Raw genomic sequence first — 22,255 nt, forward strand, 5'->3', positions numbered from 1 at the left:
AAATTAAATCTCTGGGAGTTTAACTGTGTATCTGTCGGTTTGGCAAAGTTGTTTATATGTATTGCAAGATGAATTGCCTTCACAGCAATTCAGTATGTGGGTAAGACCACTTCAAGCAGAAAGTACCGAAGATACGTTGACTATATATGCACCTAACCGTTTCGTTTTGGATTGGGTGAGAGAAAAGTATTTAAACCGTATTAATGAACTACTCGTTGAAATTTGTGGTGATGAAGCACCTGAGCTACGTTTTGATGTTGGTAGTAAACCAATTTTAAATGCCCAAGTGGCATCAGCACCGGCTGCTTCAGAAGCTAGCGCATCTGTTCCACAACAAGCTGCCGAAAAGCAACAGCCAAAGCCTGAAAAAGCAGCGGTTGAACCTGCACCAAAATCAGGTTATAAATCAAACATTAAAGAAAATTATACCTTTGATAGCTTTGTTGAAGGTAAATCAAACCAATTAGCAAAAGCTGCAGCGACTCAAGTTGCAGATAACCCAGGTTCAGCATTTAACCCTGTATTTATATATGGTGGTACGGGCTTAGGTAAAACTCACTTATTACATGCTGTTGGTAACGGTATTATGGCAAATAAGCCAGACGCTAAAATTGTCTATATGCACTCAGAGCGATTTGTGCAAGATATGGTTAAAGCGCTGCAAAATAATGCCATTGAAGAATTTAAACGTTATTACCGAAGTGTTGATGCATTGATGATCGATGATATTCAATTTTTCGCTAATAAAGAGCGCTCACAAGAAGAGTTTTTCCATACCTTCAACGCTTTACTTGAAGGAAATCAACAGATTATATTAACTTCAGACCGCTATCCCAAAGAGATAGAAGGGGTTGAAGATCGCCTTAAATCACGTTTTGGTTGGGGTTTAACAATTGCTATTGAGCCGCCAGAACTTGAAACGCGCGTTGCCATTTTGATGAAAAAAGCGCAGCAAAGTAAAATTAATTTACCCCATGAAGTGGCCTTTTTTATCGCTAAAAAATTGCGTTCAAATGTGCGTGAATTAGAAGGGGCGTTAAACCGCGTTATTGCTAATGCAAACTTTACTGGTCGTCCGATTTCGATCGACTTTGTAAAAGAAGCCCTGCGAGACTTACTTGCTCTGCAAGATAAACTGGTAACGATAGATAATATCCAACGTACAGTTGCTGAGTATTACCGCATTCGTGTATCAGACTTACTATCTAAACGTCGAAGCCGTTCAGTAGCAAGACCACGTCAAGTGGCCATGGCATTATCAAAAGAACTTACAAATCACAGTTTACCTGAGATTGGCGACGCTTTTGGTGGTCGCGATCACACAACTGTATTACACGCTTGTCGTAAAGTTAAATCACTACGTGATGAAAGCCACGAAGTGAAAGAAGATTATCAAAACTTAATAAGAACCTTGTCATCTTAAGGCCGACTTTATTATGCAAATAACAATATCAAGAGAGCAATTTTTAAAACCTTTAGTTCAAGTGTCTGGTGCGATTGAGCGTAAGCACACCTTACCTATTTTATCGAACGTACTTTTAGTTGTTGAAAACGGACAACTTTCGATGACGGGTACCGATCTTGAAATTGAGTTAGTGGCGAGTGTGTTTGTAGGTGAAGATACCACTGATACGCAACTCACTTTACCAGCTAAAAAGTTACTCGATATTTGTAAAAGTTTACCTGATGGCTCAGACCTTACGTTAAGTAGCCAAGATCATCAGTTACTACTAACCAGTGGTAAAAGCCGTTTTTCTTTAACAACGCTTGCCGCTGAAGATTTTCCGAATCTTGAGCAGTGGGATGGTGAAGTTGAATTTCAACTAACGCGTTTAGAGTTACGCAAGCTTTTAGAAAGCACGCATTTTTCTATGGCGAATCAAGACGTACGTTATTATTTAAACGGTATGTCATTTGAAGTTGATAACGCAGATATTAAAACAGTGGCTACAGATGGTCACCGTTTGGCGATTGCACAAAAGCAATTACCGCAATCCTTAAATACGCAACGTCAGTTAATTATTCCACGTAAAGGTGTACAAGAAATTATGCGCCTAATGGTGGCTGATGATGAGCTAGTTACCATTCAATTCGGTGCTAATCATATTCGTATTATTGATACTGAATTTACGTTTACCAGTAAACTAGTTGATGGTCGTTTTCCTGATTATCGTCGAGTATTGCCGCGTGGTGGTGACAAGGTGATTACTGCTAACCGTGAATGGCTACGTAGTGCTTTTCAGCGAGTGTCTATTTTATCGAATGAAAAGTTCCGTGGTGTACGTTTAAACCTGTCTGAAGGTTTATTAAAAATTACAGCAAACAACCCTGAGCAAGAACAAGCTGAAGAGGTCGTTGAAGTAATGTACCAAGGCGGCGAACTTGAAATTGGCTTTAACGTTTCTTATGTCCTTGATGTACTTAATACATTAAAAACAGAAGATGTTACGTTTACGCTTGCAGATTCTAATAGCAGTGCGCTAATTGAAGGTGCGGGTGACGAAGAAGCTATGTACGTTGTTATGCCGATGCGCCTATAAGCTTATATGAGTTTAAGTCATTTAAGCCTCAATAATTTTCGGAATATTGAGGCGCTGACACTTGAGCCGGTTAATGGCATAAACATTATCTACGGCGAAAATGGCAGCGGAAAAACTAGTCTCCTTGAGGCGATTTATTTCCTTTCTCACGGTAAATCATTTCGTACCGCCAAACATAAAAATATCATTCAGCATCAACAAGACAAGTTTGTGATACATGGTCGAAAAGCACTACACGACTTGTCTATCCCAATTGGTATTAGTAAAAACCAAGCGGGTGAAACATCTTTAAAGATTCAGGGAAAAACGAGCCGTAAAATTTCTGAATTAGCGCAGCTAGTACCGGTGCAAGTTATTACACCTGAAAGCTATTCATTGTTTTTTGGTGGCCCAAAAGAGCGTAGAAAATTTCTCGATTTAGGATTGTTCCACGTGGAACATGACTTTTTTTATTTATGGCAGTCCTTTAATAAAGTACTGAAACAACGTAATGCTTTATTAAAAAGTAAACCTCGAGATTATTTCGAACAGATCAAGTTTTGGGATAAAGAATTTGTTAGACTAGCTGAACAAATAAATAATTTAAGAATCGCGTATATAAGTAGGTTTAAGCAGCAGTTTTTTGATAAAATGTGTGCAGAATTAACGCTTGTAAGCGATTTAGAAATTAACTTTCATGCGGGCTGGAAAGAGAGTGAAACGCTCTCAGAGGCGCTTGAGCAAAGCTTTGAACGTGATGCCAAACAAGGTTTCACAAGTAAGGGGCCGCATAAAGCTGATTTTAGTTTTAGTGTTTCTGGTAACAGTGTAGAAAATACATTTTCTCGTGGTCAATTGAAGCTCTTGCTTTATGCGTTAAAAGTAACGCAAAATAGCTTAATTGAGTCAGAAACAGATAAGCAATCTATATTGCTAATAGATGACTTACCTTCAGAACTGGGTGAAGATACAAAAGAAAAAGTGGGTCAGCTTTTGACTCATTGCGATTCGCAACTTTTTATCTCATCAATTTTATCTGAAAGTATTTCTGCTGTGGTGGAACCCATGCAACGAGAACTAAAAATGTTCCACGTGAAACATGGCAACCTAATAACAAGATAAGTGGGATTAACCATGTCTGAGAATTACGATTCGTCGAGTATTAAAGTACTTAAAGGATTAGACGCAGTAAGAAAGCGTCCAGGAATGTATATAGGGGACACCGATGACGGTACAGGCCTACACCACATGGTGTTTGAGGTTGTTGATAACTCTATCGATGAAGCCTTAGCTGGTCATTGTGATGATATTTTTGTAACGATTCACTTAGACGGTTCAGTCTCTGTAAGAGATAACGGTCGTGGTATTCCTACATCTATTCACGAAGAAGAAGGTGTTTCTGCGGCTGAAGTTATCATGACGGTACTTCACGCTGGTGGTAAGTTCGATGATAACTCATATAAAGTATCGGGTGGCTTACACGGTGTAGGTGTTTCGGTTGTAAATGCGCTATCTGAAAAACTACAACTGACAATTCGTCGTGAAGGCAAAATTCACCAACAAACTTATACTATGGGTGTACCAGATGCACCATTAGCTGTAATTGGTGATGCAACTGACACCGGTACTGAATTACGTTTTTGGCCAAGCGGTGAAACATTCACTGACTTAAACTTCCACTACGATATTTTAGCAAAGCGTTTGCGTGAGCTTTCGTTCTTAAACTCTGGTGTAAGTATCATTCTTACCGATGAGCGTGAAGAAGCTAAAAATGACCACTTTAAATATGAAGGTGGTATTCAGGCATTCGTAGAATATCTAAACCGTAACAAAACACCTGTACATAAAAGTGTTTTCCACTTTACTCATGAGCGTGAAGAAGACGGTATTAGTGTAGAAGTATCAATGCAGTGGAACGATGGTTTCCAAGAAAGCATTTATTGTTTTACAAACAACATTCCACAACGTGATGGTGGTACGCACTTAGCTGGCTTTAGAGCCGCATTAACGCGTACGCTAAATAACTACATGGAAAAAGAAGGCTTTAACAAAAAAGCGAAAACAACAAGCAATGCAACGGGTGATGACGCTCGTGAAGGCTTAACTGCAGTTGTAAGTGTTAAAGTACCTGATCCTAAGTTCTCATCACAAACTAAAGATAAACTAGTATCAAGTGAAGTGAAATCTGCTGTAGAGCAAGCAATGGCAGAAAAACTAACAGAGTTCTTATTAGAAAATCCTGTTGATGCTAAAACTGTTGTTGGCAAAATCATTGATGCAGCACGTGCTCGTGAAGCAGCTCGTAAAGCGCGTGAAATGACACGTCGTAAAGGCGCAATGGATTTAGCCGGTTTACCAGGTAAATTGGCTGATTGCCAAGAAAAAGATCCAGCACTTTCAGAACTATACATAGTGGAGGGTGACTCTGCAGGTGGTTCAGCTAAGCAGGGTCGTAACCGCAAAAATCAAGCTATCTTGCCACTTAAAGGTAAGATTCTTAACGTTGAAAAAGCACGCTTTGATAAGATGCTTTCTTCGCAAGAAGTAGCGACATTAATCACAGCATTAGGTTGTGGTATTGGTCGTGATGAATATGACCCAGAAAAGCTTCGTTATCATCGTATCATTATTATGACCGATGCGGACGTGGATGGTTCTCACATTCGTACCTTGCTACTGACTTTCTTCTACCGTCAAATGCCAGAGATTGTAGAAAAAGGCTTTATCTATATTGCGCAACCACCACTTTATAAAGTGAAAAAAGGTAAGCAAGAACGCTACATTAAAGATGACCCAGCGCTTGTTGATTACCTAACGTCATTAGCATTGAACAATGCTGCACTGTATACGAGTGAAGGTGCAACTGCACTTGAAGGTGAAGAATTAGAAAGAATTGTTCACGATTATCAAAATACAGTAAAAGTAATTGAACGTTTAAAACGTAAATATCCAAATTCGGTTATGGAACGTTTAATCTATCAAAGCGAAATTACAGAAGCTGATTTAGCAAATGAAGCAAAAGTAAAAGAGTGGACTAACACGCTTGTTGAAGACTTAATTGCACGCGATGAAGATGCAACTATTTTCCACGCGAGCACTGAGCACGATACAGAACGCAACATGTATTATCCTGTTGTGAATATTCGCCAACATGGTGTGGACAAAGCGCATGTATTGAACTTCGACTTCATTACATCTCGTGACTACAAGCGCATTGCAGCGACAGGTGTTAACATTGCTAACTTACTTGAAGAAGGCGCATATATTCAACGTGGTGAGAAAACTCATGCTGTTGATAACTTTGTTGATGCATTAGAGTGGTTAATTAGTGAATCGAAACGTGGCCTTTATATCCAACGCTATAAAGGACTAGGTGAGATGAACCCAGATCAACTTTGGGAAACCACCATGGACCCAGGCGCACGTCGTATGTTGAAAGTAACAATTGAAGATGCGGTTGCAGCTGACCAATTGTTCGCGACACTAATGGGTGACCAAGTTGAACCTCGTCGTGACTTCATTGAAACGAATGCACTACGTGTAGTTAACTTAGACGTGTAAAGTTAGAATTGATAATTAAAAAGGAGCCAACTGGCTCCTTTTTTTATTGCTGAAAAAGCACAAACTGCTTAAAACCTTACTGCACACAAGGTATACTGAGAGCAATTTTCAGACTAAACGCACCAGATACTATAAGCCAAATATGCAAAAATATGACGTTAAAACCTTCCAAGGTTTGATCCTGGCTTTACAGGACTATTGGGCACAGCAAGGCTGTGTGATTGCTCAACCACTCGATATGGAAGTGGGAGCAGGGACATTTCATCCGTTAACTTTCTTAAAGTCGATTGGTCCAGAGCCAATGTCGAGCGCGTATGTTCAACCATGCCGTCGTCCAACTGATGGTCGTTATGGTGAAAACCCAAACCGCTTACAACATTACTACCAATTCCAAGTAGTATTAAAACCATCACCAGAGAACATCCAAGAGCTCTATTTAGGCTCTTTAGCTGCGGTAGGTATCGATACGCTAACTGACGAAGTTCGCTTCGTAGAAGACAACTGGGAGTCGCCTACATTAGGTGCTTGGGGTCTAGGTTGGGAAATCTGGTTGAACGGCATGGAAGTGACGCAGTTCACTTACTTCCAACAAGTAGGTGGCCTAGAGTGCTCACCAGTAACAGGTGAGATCACGTATGGTCTTGAGCGTTTAGCAATGTACATTCAGGGCGTAGATAGCATCTATGACCTTGTATGGGCAGATGGTCCTATGGGTCGTGTCACATACGGTGATGTATTCCATCAAAATGAAGTAGAGCAATCGGCTTATAACTTCGAACAAGCGGATGTTGAGTTCTTATTTGCACAGTTTGATCACTGTGAAAAAGAAAGCGAAAAGCTAATTGAAGCAGGCTTACCATTACCAGCTTATGAGCAAGTAATGAAAGCATCACATGCGTTTAACTTATTAGACGCTCGTCACGCTATCTCAGTAACAGAACGTCAACGTTATATCTTACGTGTTCGTGCTTTATCTAAAGCATGTGCGCAAAGTTACTATGATGCCCGTGAAGCTCTTGGTTTCCCGCTTTGTAAGGATTAAGAATTAGCATGTCAGCAGAAAATTTATTAGTAGAAATTGGCACTGAAGAGTTGCCACCGAAAGCACTTCGTAAACTTGCTGAGTCGTTTGCTGAGAACTTGGCAGCTGAGCTTGCAAGCTTAGAATTAGCTCATCAAGGCGTTAATTGGTACGCATCACCACGTCGTTTAGGTTTACGTGTTACTGCACTTGAAGCTAAACAAAGTGATAAGGTTGTAGAAAAGCGCGGCCCTGCAGTAGCAGCGGCTTTTGACGCAGATGGCAACCCAACTAAAGCCGCAATGGGTTGGGCTCGTGGTTGTGGCATCGATGTAAGCGACGCACAAACGCTAGAAACAGATAAAGGTGCTTGGTTATTACACAAAGCACAGGTTGAAGGTCAAGCAACTACCTCGCTTATGAGCGATGCTGTAAACAAAGCGCTTGCTAAATTACCTATCCCTAAACCAATGCGTTGGGGTGCAAATAAAACACAATTTATCCGCCCAGTGCACACTGCGACTATTTTATTTGGTAGCACGCTAATCGAAGGTGAAATCCTTGGTAAGCAAGTTGGCAACCAATTACAAGGTCACCGTTTCCATCATCCAGAAAAAGTAACAATTAACCACGCAGATGACGTGTTTGATGTTCTTAAATCTGCTTATGTTGTCGCTGACTTCGAAACACGTAAAGCACAAATTCGTGAACAGATTGAAGCTGCAGCAACAGCTGTAAATGCAAAAGTAGCGATGGATGAAGACTTACTGGAAGAAGTAACATCTCTTGTTGAGTGGCCAGTAACATTAACAGCAACATTTGAAGAAGCCTTCTTAGATGTCCCTTCAGAAGCGCTTATCTATACTATGAAGGACGACCAAAAATACTTCCCGTTATTAGACCAAGACGGCAACTTACTTAACAAGTTCCTATTTGTTTCTAATATCGAAAGTAAAGATCCAAGCGTGGTAATTGCTGGTAACGAAAAGGTGGTTCGTCCACGTTTAGCTGATGCACAATTCTTCTATGAAACTGATAAGAAGAAAACGCTAGAGAGCCGTTTAGAATCGCTTGATACTGTTTTATTCCAAAAGCAATTGGGTACGTTAAAAGACAAATCTGAGCGTATCAGTGAACTTGCAGGTTACATTGCGGAGCAATTAGGTGCCGATGCCGAGCTGGCTAAGCGTGCAGGTTTATTAAGTAAAACAGACTTAATGACCGAAATGGTGATGGAGTTTACCGACGTACAAGGTGTAATGGGTATGCATTATGCTCGTCACGACGGTGAAGCCGAAGAAGTTGCACTAGCGCAAAATGAACAATATATGCCTCGCTTCGCGGGTGATAATTTACCAACCAATGTGATCAGCTGTGCAGTAGCAATTGCTGATAAGTTTGATACGCTGGTGGGTATTTTTGGTATTGGTCAAGCGCCAAAAGGCGACAAAGACCCATTTGCACTTCGCCGTGCAGCGATTGGTGCATTACGCATCATGGTTGAAAAATCATTACCGCTAGATATCTTAGATCTAGTTGCTAAGTCACAAACGCTATTCGGCGAGAAGCTAACAAACCTAAACGTATCAACAGATGTGTTTGAGTTTATGCTAGGTCGTTTCCGCGCATGGTACCAAGATGAAGGTATCGAAGTTGATGTGATCCAAGCTGTGCTAGCTCGTCGTCCAACTAAACCAGTTGATTTTGACCGTCGTGTTAAAGCGGTAAGTCACTTCCGTACATTAGAGGCTGCAGAAGCGCTTGCAGCAGCAAATAAACGCGTAAGCAATATTCTGGCTAAGAATGACATCACAACACAAGGTGATGTAAATGAGAGCCTATTAAGCGATGATGCAGAAAAAGTATTAGCGTCGCATGTTGCGAAGTTTGCAACTGAGCTTGCACCTCTATATGCAAATGGTGATTACCAAGAAGCATTGTCACAACTTGCGGGTATCCGTGAGAGTGTTGATAATTTCTTCGATAATGTCATGGTAATGGCCGATGACGAAGCAGTTAAACAAAACCGTTTAGCATTGTTAAGCCAACTAAGCCGCCTGTTTTTAGATATTGCTGATATCTCTGTACTTCAGAAGTAAGCAGTAGCCAATTAATAAAAGCCAGCTCAGTGCTGGCTTTTTTGTAGCATAAGGAATAGTAATGAAACGTGTAATTACTTTAGCATTAGCAGGCTTATTAACAGCCTGTTCAAGCCAAATGCAAATGCCAAGCATCGATGATATTCTGCCAAGCAAAGACCTTGACCGTACTATGTATTTACGTGGTGACTTTACCTTGTGGGATGCCGAACCTCAGTATCAATTAGAGCAAGTTGCACCAGGTATATTCCAAACCGAAGTTAAGTTTTCAACACCTGGTAAGGTTTATGAATTCAAAATAGCGGATGCTGATTTTAGCGAAGGCTATAACTGCGGTTACAGTGATATGGACCCTGCAGGGCAATCATTGGTTTTAGGCCAAGCTGCCAATGCCGACTGTAATACTATCTACAATTATTTCAGCTTTAAACCCGCTGCAAAAGGTATGTATGTAGTGAGTTTTGATTATCGTAACAGTAATCAACCAAAAGTGACGGTAACCCGAAAGTAAAGCTCTGTGCTGGTAGGTTGGGTAGAGCGGAGCGAAACCCAACGCATACACTGCAACGAATTAGCTATCGGGAGGGTTTGATTTGCCAGCAATCACGTTGGGTTTCGTTGCTCTCAACCCAACCTACGTACTCAAACCCGCTGCAAAAGGCGAGTATGTAGTGAGCTTCGATTACCGCAATAGCAATCAACCAAAAGTGACAGCAACTCGGAAATAAAGCTCTGCGCTGGTAGGTTGGGTAGAGCGGAGCGAAACCCAACGCATACACTCACCTTGAAGATTAGCTGGCGTATCTAACTCTGCAACGGATTAATTATCGGGAGTGTTGGATTTGCTAGCAATCACGTTGGGTTTCGTTGCTCTCAACACAACCTACACTGATTAGGCTAGCGTTAGAACAAAGCGCCAGCCTTCTCATCAATCTTCATATAGATTAAGTGCGATATCTAACTCATCATCTGACAAATTAAAAACAGATGACTTACTCAATTTCCTATAAGACGAAAATGGCCAGTCTTCAACTTGATTCACGTATTTATGTTTTACAGGGTTGAAGTAAATATAATTAATATGGTTCATTAGGTCTTGCTCGTCCTTTATATAATGCTCCCAATACCGTCTCTGCCAAATACCTCGTTCACATTTCTGAATGCGGCTAGGCGATTTATGCTCGCAATTATTTAGTTGTCTAGAAAAATTAGACTTAATTAATCGCCACCGTTTTGAATAATCACAATCCCCAACGGGTAGTTGCCAAATAGCGTGTAAGTGATCTGGAAGAATGACAATGGCAAGCGTTTTAAAAGGGTGTGACTTAGCCACACTTTTATAAGCTGAACGTAGCAGAGTGATGTTTGAAGTTAAAAGTGCTGAGTTTCTTTGCGCAATCGCTAGAGTAAAGAAATAGGTGCCCCCGGGGATTAATACTCTTCTGTATCGCATACATTCATCCTTGAATGTTAAATGATAAGAGTAGTTTAATTTCGATTAAAAGTTGAACTTCACGAACTTTAATTTGTTGCTATCATCCTTCAGTTACGTTGGGTTTCGCTTCGCTCTACCCAACCTACGAGCTCGTTACAACCCTTTCTTTACCAAGTATCGATACGGTGCTTGCTCTACATCTTTAGCCACTAGAGTATGATCCATAAAAGTACAAAAGCTTGGAATATCACGGGTAGTTGATGGGTCATCGGCGATGATAAGCAATGTTTCACCATCTTTCATTTTACGCACTGCGCCACGCACCATCATGACAGGTTCTGGGCAACGAAGGCCAAGTGCATCTAATTGGTGATCGGGATTATCAAAACTCATGGCTGACCTTTTGAATGAAAGAGACAATTAATAAGCGGCTATTTTAACTTTCTATTGCCGCCTGTTTCAATAACCTAAAGCAAAGCAAATAAAAAAGGCGCACTGAGCAAATCAGTGCGCCTTTTTATCACCAAGATGTTTGGTGTGAGCTCGTTACTCTACGCGCTCAAATACAGTTGCAATACCTTGACCTAAACCAATACACATAGTTGCTAGACCGTATTTAGCGTTCTTGTCTTCCATTAGGTGAACAAGCGTTGTGCTAATACGTGAACCAGAACAACCTAGTGGGTGACCAAGTGCAATTGCACCACCATTTAGGTTAACTTTTTCATCTACCACATCCATCAGACCTAGGTCTTTTAATACTGGTAGAGATTGTGCTGCGAATGCTTCGTTCAGCTCTGCAACATCGATATCGTCAATTGTGATACCTGCTTGTTGAAGTGCTTTTTGCGATGCCGGAACAGGACCATAACCCATAATTGATGGATCGCAACCTGCAACAGCCATTGATTTGATACGCGCACGAATTGGTAAACCAAGTTCTTTTGCTTTCTCTTCGCTCATTACAAGCATTGCTGACGCGCCGTCAGAAAGTGCAGATGAAGTACCTGCAGTTACGCTACCTGATGCTGGATTGAATACAGGGCGTAGTTGCGATAAGCCTTCAACAGTCGTCTCAGGACGAATTACTTCATCGTCTTCAACTAAGATTAAAGAACCATCTGCATCGTGACCTTCCATTGCTAGGATTTCACGGCGGAAACGACCTTCAACTGTTGCAGCGTGTGCACGTTGGTGTGAACGGTAAGCAAATTCGTCTTGCTGCTGACGGCTAATGCCGTGAAGCGTTGCAAGGTATTCAGCAGTTAAACCCATTACGCCAGCAGCTTGTGCTACAGACGTTGATAAACCTGGGTGAAAATCATTACCGTGAGTCATAGGTACGTGACCCATGTGTTCAACACCACCAATGATGTAGGTATCGCCAGCGCCAGTCATAATAGCGCGTGCTGCATCATGTAATGCTTGCATTGATGAACCACATAAACGGTTAACCGTTACCGCTGGTACAGAGTGAGGGATACCGGCTAGTAATGCCGCATTACGGGCAATGTTGAAACCTTGCTCTAACGTTTGTTGAACACAGCCCCAGTAAATATCATCAATTGATGCTGGATCAACGGCTGGGTTACGGTCTAACAAACCTTTCATTAAGTGAGCACTTAAATCTTCCGCACGCTTGTTTTTGAATACGCCGTTCTTTGAACGACCCATTGGTGTGCGGATACAATCTACGATTACTGGATTATTCATGTTTCTTATCCTTCCACCTTATAGAATACACGGCCTTCTTCGGCCCACTTGCGAGTTTCATCTGATACTTGGTAAATCGCACCTAAGTGAGCGTACTTGTCTGCTGTTGCAACAAAGTTCGCTAAACCAGTTTGATCTAAGTAACGGAATGCACCGCCTCTAAATGGAGGGAAACCAATGCCGTAAATTAGCGCCATGTCAGCTTCTTGTGGTGACGCTACGATACCTTCTTGTAAACAAAGTAGTACTTCGTTGATCATAGGAATCATACAACGGTCAATGATTTCTTGTTTGTCGAAATCTTTAGGTGCATCAGTGATAGCACTTAGTAGCTCAGTTGCTGTTGCATCTTTTGCTTTTTTCAGGCGACCACGACGGTCCGGCGCGTATTGGTAGAAACCAGCACCATTTTTCTGACCAAAGCGTTTTTCGTTTGCAAATACAGTAACAGGGTCTTTATCTTGGCGAGCCATACGCTCAGGGAAGCCGTCAGCCATTACACCAGTACAGTGGTAAGCTGTATCGATACCTACAACATCAAGTAGATATGCAGGACCCATTGGCCAACCAAATACATTTTCCATTACTTTATCAACTTTAGTAAAGTCAGCACCTTCAACAACAAGTTTGCTGAAACCTGCAAAGTAAGGGAATAGTACGCGGTTAACAAAGAAACCAGGGCAGTCGTTTACAACGATAGGTGATTTACCAAGTTTTAATGCGTAATCAACAACTGCATTAATTGTTGCTTCTGAAGTTTTTTCACCACGGATGATTTCTACTAATGGCATTTTCGGCACAGGGTTAAAGAAGTGCATACCACAGAAGTTTTCTGGTTTTTCAAGTGCAGATGCTAACTCGTCAATACGAATAGTTGACGTATTTGAAGTTAGGATAGTGCCTGCTGGTAAGTCTTTTTCAAGACCCGCAAGAACAGCTTGCTTCACTTTAGGGTTTTCAACCACGGCTTCAACAACGATATCAGCACTTTGTAGGTCTGCATCATTTAACGTTGGTTTGATCTTGCCTAAGGTGGCAACCATCTTATCCATCGCCATATGGCCACGTTGTACTTTCTTACCTAGTAGCTTAGATGCTTCGCCCATACCTAAATCAAGTGCATCTTGGTTGATGTCTTTCATGATAATAGGTGTGCCTTTATAAGCAGACTGGTAAGCAATACCGCCACCCATAATACCTGCACCTAATACAGCTGCTTGTTTGATCTCAAGCCCACTGTGTTTAGCTTGCTTCTTCGCTTTACCTTTAATGTATTGGTCAGCTAAGAAAATACCGGTTTGCGCGGCAGCTTCGCTTGTTGCTGCAAGTTTAGCAAAGTTAGCGTTTTCAATAGCCAATGCTTCAGCGCGTTCACAGTTTGCAGCAGCTTTGATTGTTTTTACAGCCATAACAGGTGCTGGGTAATGACCTTTTGTCTGACCCATTACCATACCTTCTGCCATAGCAAAGCTCATACCTTGCTCAACACGGTTCATTTTCAGTGGCTGTAATTTTACTTGTCGTTTTGCTTGCCAATCTAGCTTGCCAGCAATTGCTTGCTCAAGTGTTGCAATACTTGACTCTAAAAGTTTGTCAGCACTAACTACCGCGTCAAACGCACCTACTTTTAGGGCATCCGCAGCACGGTTTTCTTTACCTGTAGTGATCCATGTCATCGCATTATCAGCGCCAATAAGGCGTGGCAGGCGAACTGTGCCACCAAAACCAGGCATAATGCCTAATTTAACTTCTGGTAGGCCAATTTTAGCGTTAGAGCTAGCAACGCGATAATCGGTAGCAAGTGCCCACTCACATCCACCACCAAGCGCCATGCCGTTTACCGCACTTAGGGTTGGGAAAGGTAAATCTTCAATTGCGTCAAAAACATCAGTTGCATTTTTGATCCATGCAACTAGTTCTTCTTGAGGTTTAGTGAAAGTAGGTAAAAATTCGAAAATATCGGCACCGATAATGAAATGATCTTTATCGCTGGTGAACACCATGCCTTTGATATCTGAGTTTGTTGCCAATTCTTTTAATGCTAAAGCGCAATCTTGCAAGGTTTGCTGCGAAAGTTTATTTACTGAGCCGTCTGCACAGAACTTAAACTCGGCGATGTTGTCCTTGATGAAAGCAACTTCAAATGAATCGCTTTTATATAACATTATTATTCTCCCTAGTTTATTAACTAAGACTGGTACGATGAGTTTGCATTTCAATCAGTGTGCTTGCTTTAAAATGAAAATGCAACGAAAAATTTACTGCGCTTTATCGCGATTGGTTAAAATATAGCTGGTTTGGTGCTAAGGTGTAGCAGAAGTTTTTTGTTATTAATTCTTTAATTTTTGTTAAAGGTCATCATGAAAAAACAACTCCTTGGTTGGACAGCTGCCGCATTACTTTTTCCTTTTTTTGCAGCTGAAGCCAACGATAAACATGACGCTTTTTTAAAAGCAGAAAAAAAGGCGCGTTACGGTGATTATCAAGACATGAAAGAGGCAGCAAATGGACTTGATCATCCGTTGAAACCTTATGTCGAAAAGGCATATTGGCAACGCAACCCAAGCCTTAAACACCAAACGGAAATAGAGAACTATCTTAATATTTATCAAAACACGCCACTAGAATGGCCTGTACGAAAGGCATGGCTTAATTACTTAAAAAAGTACAACAAGAAAGCTGCATATATTCGAAATTATCGCGAAACGAGCAATAACGAATTAACGTGCCCTTACTTAAGCTTTCAATTGGACTTGGGGGCACCTGAAAAAGCCATAATGAACCAAGTTACTGATTTATGGGTTGTTGGGGAGTCACAGCCAAAAGAGTGTGATGGATTATTCTCGCTGTGGAAGAAAAAGGGTTACCAAACCCAAGAGCGAGTTTGGCAGCGTATTAGTCTGGCTGCTGAAGGGGGCTCATCAAGCTTAATTCCTTACTTAAAAACATTATTGCCTCGGGCTGATCAATATTTAGCTGATTTATATTTAAAGGTACGAAGAGACCCAAGTGCTGCTGCGGGTCTTTATCGCTACAAGAAAAAGTCGACTAAAGAAGGACAAATTGCACTCTATGGGGTTAAGCGCTTAGTATGGCGAGATAAAGATTTGGCATTACGAGCTTGGGAAAAGCTCGAAGCTATGTTCGATTACACCGACGAGCAAAAAGCCGATGTTTACTACAGCTTTGCGCTTTCGCTTGCCTCGAGCGGTCATCAACAAGCACGCTTTTGGTTAAACAAAGTACCTAAAGAGCGCCAAACTCGTAAACTAATGCAATGGCAGCTAGGGAACATGCTAGAGAGACAAGATTGGTCTGGCATTGTGGCGTTTTTCACGGGTAAAGAAAACCTGAGTTTGGGTCAACAATATTGGTTGGCATATAGCTTAAATCAACGTGGTGACGTCGAGCGAGCTCGTGAAATTTGGCAAACGGTGGCTAAAGAGCGTGATTATTACGGCTTTTTAGCATCTGCACGCTTGGGTATTCCGGTTAGTTTAAATAACAAAGATATCAATATTAGTAATAAGCTTAAGCTTGAAGTGGCAAATGCCCCTGGTTTTAAGCGAGCTCGCGCCTTGTATGAGCTTGAGCGTTATACATCTGCGCGTCGTGAATGGAATTATTTAACGGATACATCTACTAAAGAAGAAAAGCTTGCTGCGTCTTTACTTGCTGCTGAGCTAGATTGGTACGACAGCACTATTTATACCTTGGCGCAAATAAAAGAGTGGGATTATGTCGATTTACGTTTCCCATTTGCGTTTAAAGATGTGTTTGCCACTTATAGCAACCGCAGCCATATCGATGTTGCTTGGAGTATTGCTATCTCGCGTCGAGAAAGCTCTTTTGCGCCAGATGCACGCTCTCATGCCAATGCTCATGGTTTGATGCAGTTGTTACCAAGTACTGCTAAGTATATGAATAAGAGTACAGTGTCACGCAGGCAGTTATATCAGCCTCGTACTAATATACGTCTAGGTAGTGAATATTTGCAGTATTTGAAAAAGAAAAATCATGGCAATGAAATCCTTGCTACGGCTTCTTACAATGCAGGTTATCATCGCATTAAACGCTGGATCCCAGAGCAAGCAATGCCAGCTGAACTGTGGATAGAGTTAATTCCTTATACCGAAACACGAAACTACGTTAAGAATGTGTTTGCCTACAGACAGGTTTATCACACTCGATTAGGTCGTGACGGCAATGTATTGGCACCGATCCTAGATATGTCGATGGGTGGTTAAACAAGATGTGTCACACTATCCTCCCTCAGTTGGGGGATAGTGCTGGCTATGTTAGACTGCTAACAAGTTAAATTTACTAAAGATGGGTTTACTATGGATAAATTAGCGGTGTTATACGCCGAACATATTGCAACCTTGCAACAACGCACTCGTACAATCACAGAGCGTGAAGGTTTAGAAGGGTTAGTAATTCACTCAGGTCAGGCTAAACGTCAGTTTTTAGATGACATGTATTATCCGTTTAAGGTGAATCCGCAATTTAAAGCTTGGTTACCAGTAATCGACAACCCACATTGCTGGATTGTGGTTGATGGTGCATCTAAGCCAAAACTAATTTTTTATCGTCCTGTGGACTTTTGGCATAAAGTGCCTGACGAACCGCGTGATTTTTGGGCTGAGTATTTTGATATTGAATTATTAGTACAGCCAGATCAGGTCGAAAAGCTGCTTCCTTATGATAAAGAAAAATTTGCCTATATCGGTGAATACCTAGAAGTAGCACAAGCGCTGGGCTTTAGCATTATGAACCCAGAGCCAGTAATGAATTACCTACACTTTCATCGCGCTTATAAAACCCAGTACGAGCTTGAGTGTTTACGTCAAGCTAACCGAATCGCGGTAGATGGCCACAAAGCTGCACGTGATACTTTTTTTGCTGGTGGTTCAGAGTTTGATATTCAGCAAGCTTACCTCATGGCAACGCGTCAGAGTGAAAACGAAATGCCTTACGGTAATATTGTTGCGCTAAATGAAAACTGTGCAATTTTACACTACACGCATTTTGAGCCTAAAGCGCCGCATTCACATCATTCTTTTCTTATTGATGCTGGTGCGAACTTTAATGGCTATGCGGCTGATATCACGCGTACTTATGACTTTAAAAAGTCGGGTGAATTTAGCGATTTAATTAAAGTAATGACAGAGCATCAAATTGCTTTAGGTAAAGCATTAAAGCCTGGCTTGTTATATGGTGAATTGCATTTAGATTGCCACCAGCGTGTAGCGCAAGTGCTAAGCGACTTTAATATTGTGAAATTACCAGCAGCTGAAATTGTTGAACGTGGTATTACTTCTACTTTCTTCCCGCATGGTCTTGGTCATCACCTTGGCTTACAAGTACACGATATGGGTGGCTTTATGGCTGATGATACTGGTGCACACCAAGCTCCGCCAGAAGGTCATCCATTCCTTCGTTGTACTCGATTAATTGAAAAGAACCAAGTATTTACTATTGAACCTGGTTTATACTTTATCGACTCATTATTAGGTGACCTTGCGCAAACAGACAACAAGCAGTTCATTAACTGGGAAAAAGTTGAAGCGCTTAAGCCATTCGGCGGTATCCGTATTGAAGATAACATCATCGTTCATGAAGATAGCCTAGAAAACATGACCCGTGATCTACACTTAGATTAACGATTAAGGTTAGTGAATATCGGGGCCATTAGGCCCCATTTTTTTAGATAAGCAATTATGTCTGAATACCAATATCCGGCTGAGCCGGTTTTTTACCAAGAAGAAATCAAAAAAAGCACCTTTATTGTGCATATTGCCCACACCCCAGATCTTGCGGCAGCAAAAGCCTTTATCAAAGAGATTCAAGATAAATACAGCGATGCTCGTCATAATTGCTGGGCGCATGTTGCAGGTAACCCCGGTGGTAGCCATGTATATGGCTTTTCGGATGATGGGGAGCCTAATGGCACTGCCGGCAAGCCAATGCTAAATGTACTAACTGGATCTGGTATTGGTGAAATTACAGCGGTTGTAACCCGTTATTTCGGTGGCATTAAGCTCGGTACCGGTGGGCTTGTGCGCGCCTACGGTGGTAGTTTAAATAATGCGATGCGTGAGCTTAAAACTATTACCAAAGTACCTAGTGTTGAGCTGATAGGCCAAAGTGATTACAGCGTTCAAGGGGCTATAGAGCAGCTATTAAAAAATCAGTACCAGGTGCTTCATATCGAAAAACAGTTTGCAGAAAACATCACTTGGCAAATCGAAATCGATAGTCGTCAGGCGGAGCAAGCGGTTGATGATATTCATGAACTGACTCACGGTGCAGTTAGCCTAAAAGTCAGAAAAGTTTGAAATCTAAAAATAATACATTGCGTTTACTTACAATTAAGGCTGTAAGACAATAAACTGTATTAGCTAAACAATTAATAAGAAAGCGATACGCCTAGATGCAATTTCGTACCATAATAAAAATTCTCGGCCAGCTGGTGGCGTTATTTAGTATCACTATGGTGCCACCGGCACTCGTGTCTTTGATCTACAAAGACGGTGGTGGTGTGCCATTTGTTCTCGCTTTCATTTTTAGTGTAGTGATTGGTTTAGCGGCTTATTATCCAAACCGCCATGAGCACGGTGATTTAAAAGCTCGTGAAGGCTTCCTGATTGTCGTATTGTTCTGGTTGGTACTAGGCACCTTCGCAGCGGTACCTTTAGTGTTCTTACAAGAACCTAATCTTTCGCTAGCGGACTCTGTATTTGAAGCTTTCTCAGGGCTAACAACCACAGGGGCCACCGTACTTACAGGCATTGAATACCTACCTAAATCAGTCCTATTTTACCGCCAACAATTACAATGGTTAGGTGGTATGGGGATCATCGTACTCGCGGTGGCGGTCCTGCCTATGCTAGGCGTCGGTGGCATGCAGCTATACCGTGCAGAAACACCGGGTCCGGTTAAAGACTCGAAAATGACGCCGCGTATTGCTGATACCGCAAAGCATCTTTGGTATATCTATGTGTCGCTTACCATTGCTTGTACGCTGGCATATTGGGCTGCAGGAATGGATTGGTTTGATGCAATTTGTCATGCCTTCTCTACTATCGCGATTGGTGGATTTTCTACTTATGACGCATCAATGGGGCAGTTCGATAGCCCTGTAATTAATTTTATTTGTGTGGTGTTTTTGCTTATTGCGGCAATTAACTTCTCGCTTCACTATGCGGCGGTATCGTCACGCAGCATTCGGGCCTATTTACGAGACCCTGAATTTAAAGTGTTTTTATTGATTCAATTAGCATTGGTAATTGTCTGCTTTACAGTGTTGTCATCAAATAATATTTATGCGGATGGTGATGAGACTCTTGATCAAGCCATGTTTCAAGCTGTATCAATGAGTACAACAGCAGGCTTTGCGACCGATAACTTTTCGGCATGGCCACTGTTCTTACCTATTTTACTTATCTTTTCAAGCTTTATTGGCGGCTGTGCAGGTTCTACCGGTGGCGGTATGAAAGTAGTTCGCGTGTTCTTGTTATACTTGCAAGGCATTCGAGAGCTTAACCGCCTTGTGCATCCTCGTGCTATTTACTCAATTAAATTAGGCCGAAAGGCACTGCCAGATAAAGTTGTCGAAGCGGTTTGGGGGTTCTTCTCTGCGTATGCTTTGGTGTTTGTCATTATCATGTTGGCGCTGATGGGCACTGGTATGGATAACATCAGTGCATTCTCTGCTACAGCTGCTTGCTTAAATAACTTAGGCCCAGGTTTAGGTGAAGTCGCTGCTCATTACGGGGCGATTTCAGATACGGCAAAATGGCTACTTACTATTGCAATGGTATTTGGTCGTTTAGAAATATTCACCCTACTAGTACTGTTTACGCCTACCTTCTGGCGAGGCTAACCAAAGCAAGGTGATTATCAAGAAGTGGAGGCATTACTGTGCCAAAAACTCAAAAACAACGTAATCTTGAGAAACTAACCTGTATCCCTGCAGGTAGCTTGGTGGATGTTGAAATTACCACACCAACCGACAGTAAACGGGTAAAAACAGAATTTATTGGTTTGATGAATGATCAGTACATCATTCTTAACTATCCATCAGCAAAGCGTTTAGCGAATAGTAGTGATGTCATTAAAGACGGTGTAATGGTCGTTATACGCGCCGTACTTGAAGCGGGAGGTGGGCAAGTGATTGCTTTTCGTCAGCAAATAAACGCCTTGGCATCGCATCCACATCGCTTAATTTTTCTCGACTTTCCTCAGCAAGTACAGCTTTATAGCTTGCGTAGTGAAGCGCGTATTCCTACGTTATTCCCTGCAAACTTAGTGATTGCAGAGCAAACACTGGCGGGACTTATTAAAGATATTTCACTTACGGGCGTGCAGTTTGATATTAATAGCAGTAACGACTTAACCGCTTTTAAAGGACAAAGCTGTCAAATCACACTCAGTAAACGAGAGTTTAGTGGCACAGTATGTAGCGTTCGCAAAAGAGCGGGTGGTTTTATGCTGGGTGTACAGCTTGATACAAGTGAAGATGAGATGAAAGCGTTTATGAAAGAGCACTTAATTGACCTTTCGGTATTAGACAGCTAATTCCGGCTACCAATTCGCCATTTTGCAACAAAATGGCTATTTTCCCCGATTTAACCCTATAAATATCAAAATTAATTTATAAATAAATTCAAATAGCCAATAAAATCAATGTGTTATGAGTTGAATTAATTTCGGTTTTTTTCTTTAAATTTCGTTGTTCAGATAGAGTTTATTTTCGAACACCTCATTTTTTTGTTTTCTAATCCGAGTTAATCGTTATTGTCTCCATTTTAATCTTTATAACTTATTGATTTTAATGGGAGCGTAAAACCAATCACTGAGCCTGTTGCAAAACAGCAACAAATAAATCGCTCTAGTCATCATAAATTCTCGAAAGTTCAATTCAAGATACTGATTTTATTATTCTTTTTAACTTTGGCATCGAAGTTGAAATAGTCTAAGCGAACACAGAGAAAAACTGATTCAGGAAAATTTCCTCTATCACAGTTGAGACAACATTGAAGGAATAGTGATTATGAAAACGTTACACAAAACTTTAGCACTTGTAGCTCTTGCAACCTCATCAGCAGCGTTTGCCGCTGATTTTGACACACTCGATGTGAATGGCGATGGCGCTATCAGCAAAAGCGAAGCATCAGTAAGCGAAACGTTAATGAGCCAATTTAAAGAGCTTGATACAGACGGCAATGGTGAGCTGTCTAAACAAGAGTACTCTAAAGCTTAATTTCATTGTAAGGACACATTGAAAAGGACTTCCTAACTCAAGACTACACACTTTGAAGGAATGACATTATGAACACAGTAAATAAAACATTAGCACTTATGGCACTTGTATCTTCATCAGCAGCATTTGCAATGAGTGATTTCGATACCCTAGATGTTGACGGCAACGGTGTTATCAGCCAAAGCGAAGCGTCTGTTGATGCAGAGCTAATGAGCAAATTCAGTGAATTAGACACTGACGGTAACGGTGAGTTATCGAAACAAGAATTTTCTAAAGCTTAATGTGATTAAGCAAAACCAGTTTATCTAGCTGATTAGTTCTGAGCTGCCAAAGACAGCCTAAGTGGATAAGGGAATCCATGAAAGAGGACAACACTGGAAGTGCGATCAGCTAACACTCTTAATATTGAAGGAATATCATTATGAAAACAGTAAACAAAACATTAGCTTTAATCGCACTTGCATCTTCTTCAGCGGCTTTTGCAGCAACTGACTTTGACACCTTAGACGTAGACGGTAACGGCGTGATCAGTAAAAGTGAAGCGGCCGTTGATGCAAAAATTATGTCGCAGTTTAAAACCTTAGACGTGAATGGTGACGGTGTTCTTACTGAAGCAGAATTTTCAGAAGCAGAGTAACGTAA

The 22,255-nt window shown here is 41.4% G+C and carries 19 protein-coding genes; 15 read left to right on the forward strand and 4 right to left on the reverse strand.

What is annotated here, in order from left to right; translation table 11 throughout:
• Nucleotides 1–25 precede the first annotated feature (25 nt).
• The 7 genes from dnaA (at nt 26) to HCZ11_RS16990 (ending at nt 9,711) form a co-directional block, all read left to right on the forward strand.
• Nucleotides 26–1,423 (forward strand): chromosomal replication initiator protein DnaA, encoded by a 1,398-nt coding sequence (gene dnaA / locus HCZ11_RS16960; RefSeq protein ID WP_130050125.1) that lies wholly within the window; start codon nt 26–28, stop codon nt 1,421–1,423.
• A 13-nt stretch (nt 1,424–1,436) separates the two neighbouring features.
• Nucleotides 1,437–2,540 (forward strand): DNA polymerase III subunit beta, encoded by a 1,104-nt coding sequence (dnaN, locus tag HCZ11_RS16965; RefSeq protein ID WP_054563760.1) that lies wholly within the window; start codon nt 1,437–1,439, stop codon nt 2,538–2,540.
• A gap of 6 nt (nt 2,541–2,546) precedes the next feature.
• Entirely contained in the window at nt 2,547–3,641 is a 1,095-nt protein-coding gene (gene recF, locus HCZ11_RS16970; protein WP_054563761.1) for a DNA replication/repair protein RecF, read from the forward strand.
• Nucleotides 3,642–3,653: 12 nt separating this feature from the next.
• Nucleotides 3,654–6,080: a DNA topoisomerase (ATP-hydrolyzing) subunit B gene (gene gyrB / locus HCZ11_RS16975; protein WP_130050124.1), complete on the forward strand. Its 2,427-nt coding sequence runs from the start codon at nt 3,654–3,656 to the stop codon at nt 6,078–6,080.
• A gap of 142 nt (nt 6,081–6,222) precedes the next feature.
• The gene (glyQ, locus tag HCZ11_RS16980; protein ID WP_054554789.1) at nt 6,223–7,122 is read left to right on the forward strand and encodes a glycine--tRNA ligase subunit alpha; all 900 of its coding nucleotides are present in this window, start codon (nt 6,223–6,225) and stop codon (nt 7,120–7,122) included.
• A gap of 8 nt (nt 7,123–7,130) precedes the next feature.
• A complete protein-coding gene (gene glyS / locus HCZ11_RS16985; RefSeq protein WP_167659033.1) occupies nt 7,131–9,200 on the forward strand; it encodes a glycine--tRNA ligase subunit beta in 2,070 nt (689 codons plus the stop codon).
• A 61-nt stretch (nt 9,201–9,261) separates the two neighbouring features.
• A complete protein-coding gene (locus HCZ11_RS16990) occupies nt 9,262–9,711 on the forward strand; it encodes a hypothetical protein (RefSeq protein WP_167659034.1) in 450 nt (149 codons plus the stop codon).
• A gap of 417 nt (nt 9,712–10,128) precedes the next feature.
• Here the strand turns inward: HCZ11_RS16990 and HCZ11_RS16995 are convergent, their stop codons facing one another.
• From HCZ11_RS16995 to fadB, 4 genes are all read right to left on the reverse strand, one after another.
• Nucleotides 10,129–10,653 carry a transposase gene (locus tag HCZ11_RS16995; RefSeq protein WP_167659035.1) on the reverse strand — a complete coding sequence of 175 codons (525 nt, stop codon included), beginning with the start codon at nt 10,651–10,653 and terminating at the stop codon, nt 10,129–10,131.
• Nucleotides 10,654–10,788: 135 nt separating this feature from the next.
• Nucleotides 10,789–11,028 carry a sulfurtransferase TusA gene (tusA, locus tag HCZ11_RS17000; protein WP_054554785.1) on the reverse strand — a complete coding sequence of 80 codons (240 nt, stop codon included), beginning with the start codon at nt 11,026–11,028 and terminating at the stop codon, nt 10,789–10,791.
• A 153-nt stretch (nt 11,029–11,181) separates the two neighbouring features.
• On the reverse strand, nt 11,182–12,348 hold the full coding sequence (gene fadA, locus HCZ11_RS17005) for an acetyl-CoA C-acyltransferase FadA (RefSeq protein ID WP_130050121.1): 1,167 nt from the start codon (nt 12,346–12,348) through the stop codon (nt 11,182–11,184).
• A gap of 5 nt (nt 12,349–12,353) precedes the next feature.
• Complete coding sequence (fadB, locus tag HCZ11_RS17010) at nt 12,354–14,513, reverse strand: fatty acid oxidation complex subunit alpha FadB (RefSeq protein WP_167659036.1); 2,160 nt, start codon at nt 14,511–14,513, stop codon at nt 12,354–12,356.
• 195 nt (nt 14,514–14,708) lie between these two features.
• On the opposite strand from fadB, the gene HCZ11_RS17015 reads away from it, so the two are divergent.
• The 8 genes from HCZ11_RS17015 to HCZ11_RS17050 all read left to right on the forward strand — a co-directional run bounded on the left by HCZ11_RS17015 (nt 14,709) and on the right by HCZ11_RS17050 (nt 22,250).
• The gene (locus HCZ11_RS17015; protein WP_130050119.1) at nt 14,709–16,595 is read left to right on the forward strand and encodes a transglycosylase SLT domain-containing protein; all 1,887 of its coding nucleotides are present in this window, start codon (nt 14,709–14,711) and stop codon (nt 16,593–16,595) included.
• 93 nt (nt 16,596–16,688) lie between these two features.
• Entirely contained in the window at nt 16,689–18,011 is a 1,323-nt protein-coding gene (gene pepQ, locus HCZ11_RS17020) for a Xaa-Pro dipeptidase (protein ID WP_130050118.1), read from the forward strand.
• Nucleotides 18,012–18,068: 57 nt separating this feature from the next.
• On the forward strand, nt 18,069–18,686 hold the full coding sequence (locus tag HCZ11_RS17025) for a YigZ family protein (protein WP_130050117.1): 618 nt from the start codon (nt 18,069–18,071) through the stop codon (nt 18,684–18,686).
• A gap of 95 nt (nt 18,687–18,781) precedes the next feature.
• Nucleotides 18,782–20,233 carry a TrkH family potassium uptake protein gene (locus tag HCZ11_RS17030; RefSeq protein ID WP_130050116.1) on the forward strand — a complete coding sequence of 484 codons (1,452 nt, stop codon included), beginning with the start codon at nt 18,782–18,784 and terminating at the stop codon, nt 20,231–20,233.
• A gap of 38 nt (nt 20,234–20,271) precedes the next feature.
• On the forward strand, nt 20,272–20,928 hold the full coding sequence (locus HCZ11_RS17035) for a flagellar brake protein (protein WP_130050115.1): 657 nt from the start codon (nt 20,272–20,274) through the stop codon (nt 20,926–20,928).
• A 475-nt stretch (nt 20,929–21,403) separates the two neighbouring features.
• On the forward strand, nt 21,404–21,613 hold the full coding sequence (locus HCZ11_RS17040) for a calmodulin (protein ID WP_054563772.1): 210 nt from the start codon (nt 21,404–21,406) through the stop codon (nt 21,611–21,613).
• Between the two features lie 68 nt (nt 21,614–21,681).
• On the forward strand, nt 21,682–21,894 hold the full coding sequence (locus HCZ11_RS17045) for a calmodulin (protein ID WP_054554776.1): 213 nt from the start codon (nt 21,682–21,684) through the stop codon (nt 21,892–21,894).
• A gap of 140 nt (nt 21,895–22,034) precedes the next feature.
• Nucleotides 22,035–22,250, forward strand: coding sequence for a calmodulin (locus tag HCZ11_RS17050; RefSeq protein WP_130050114.1), 216 nt, complete (start codon nt 22,035–22,037; stop codon nt 22,248–22,250).
• The last annotated feature ends 5 nt before the right edge of the window (nt 22,251–22,255 follow it).

The organism is Pseudoalteromonas sp. HF66, from assembly GCF_011806445.1.
Taxonomy (GTDB): Bacteria; Pseudomonadota; Gammaproteobacteria; order Enterobacterales; family Alteromonadaceae; genus Pseudoalteromonas; species Pseudoalteromonas apostichopi.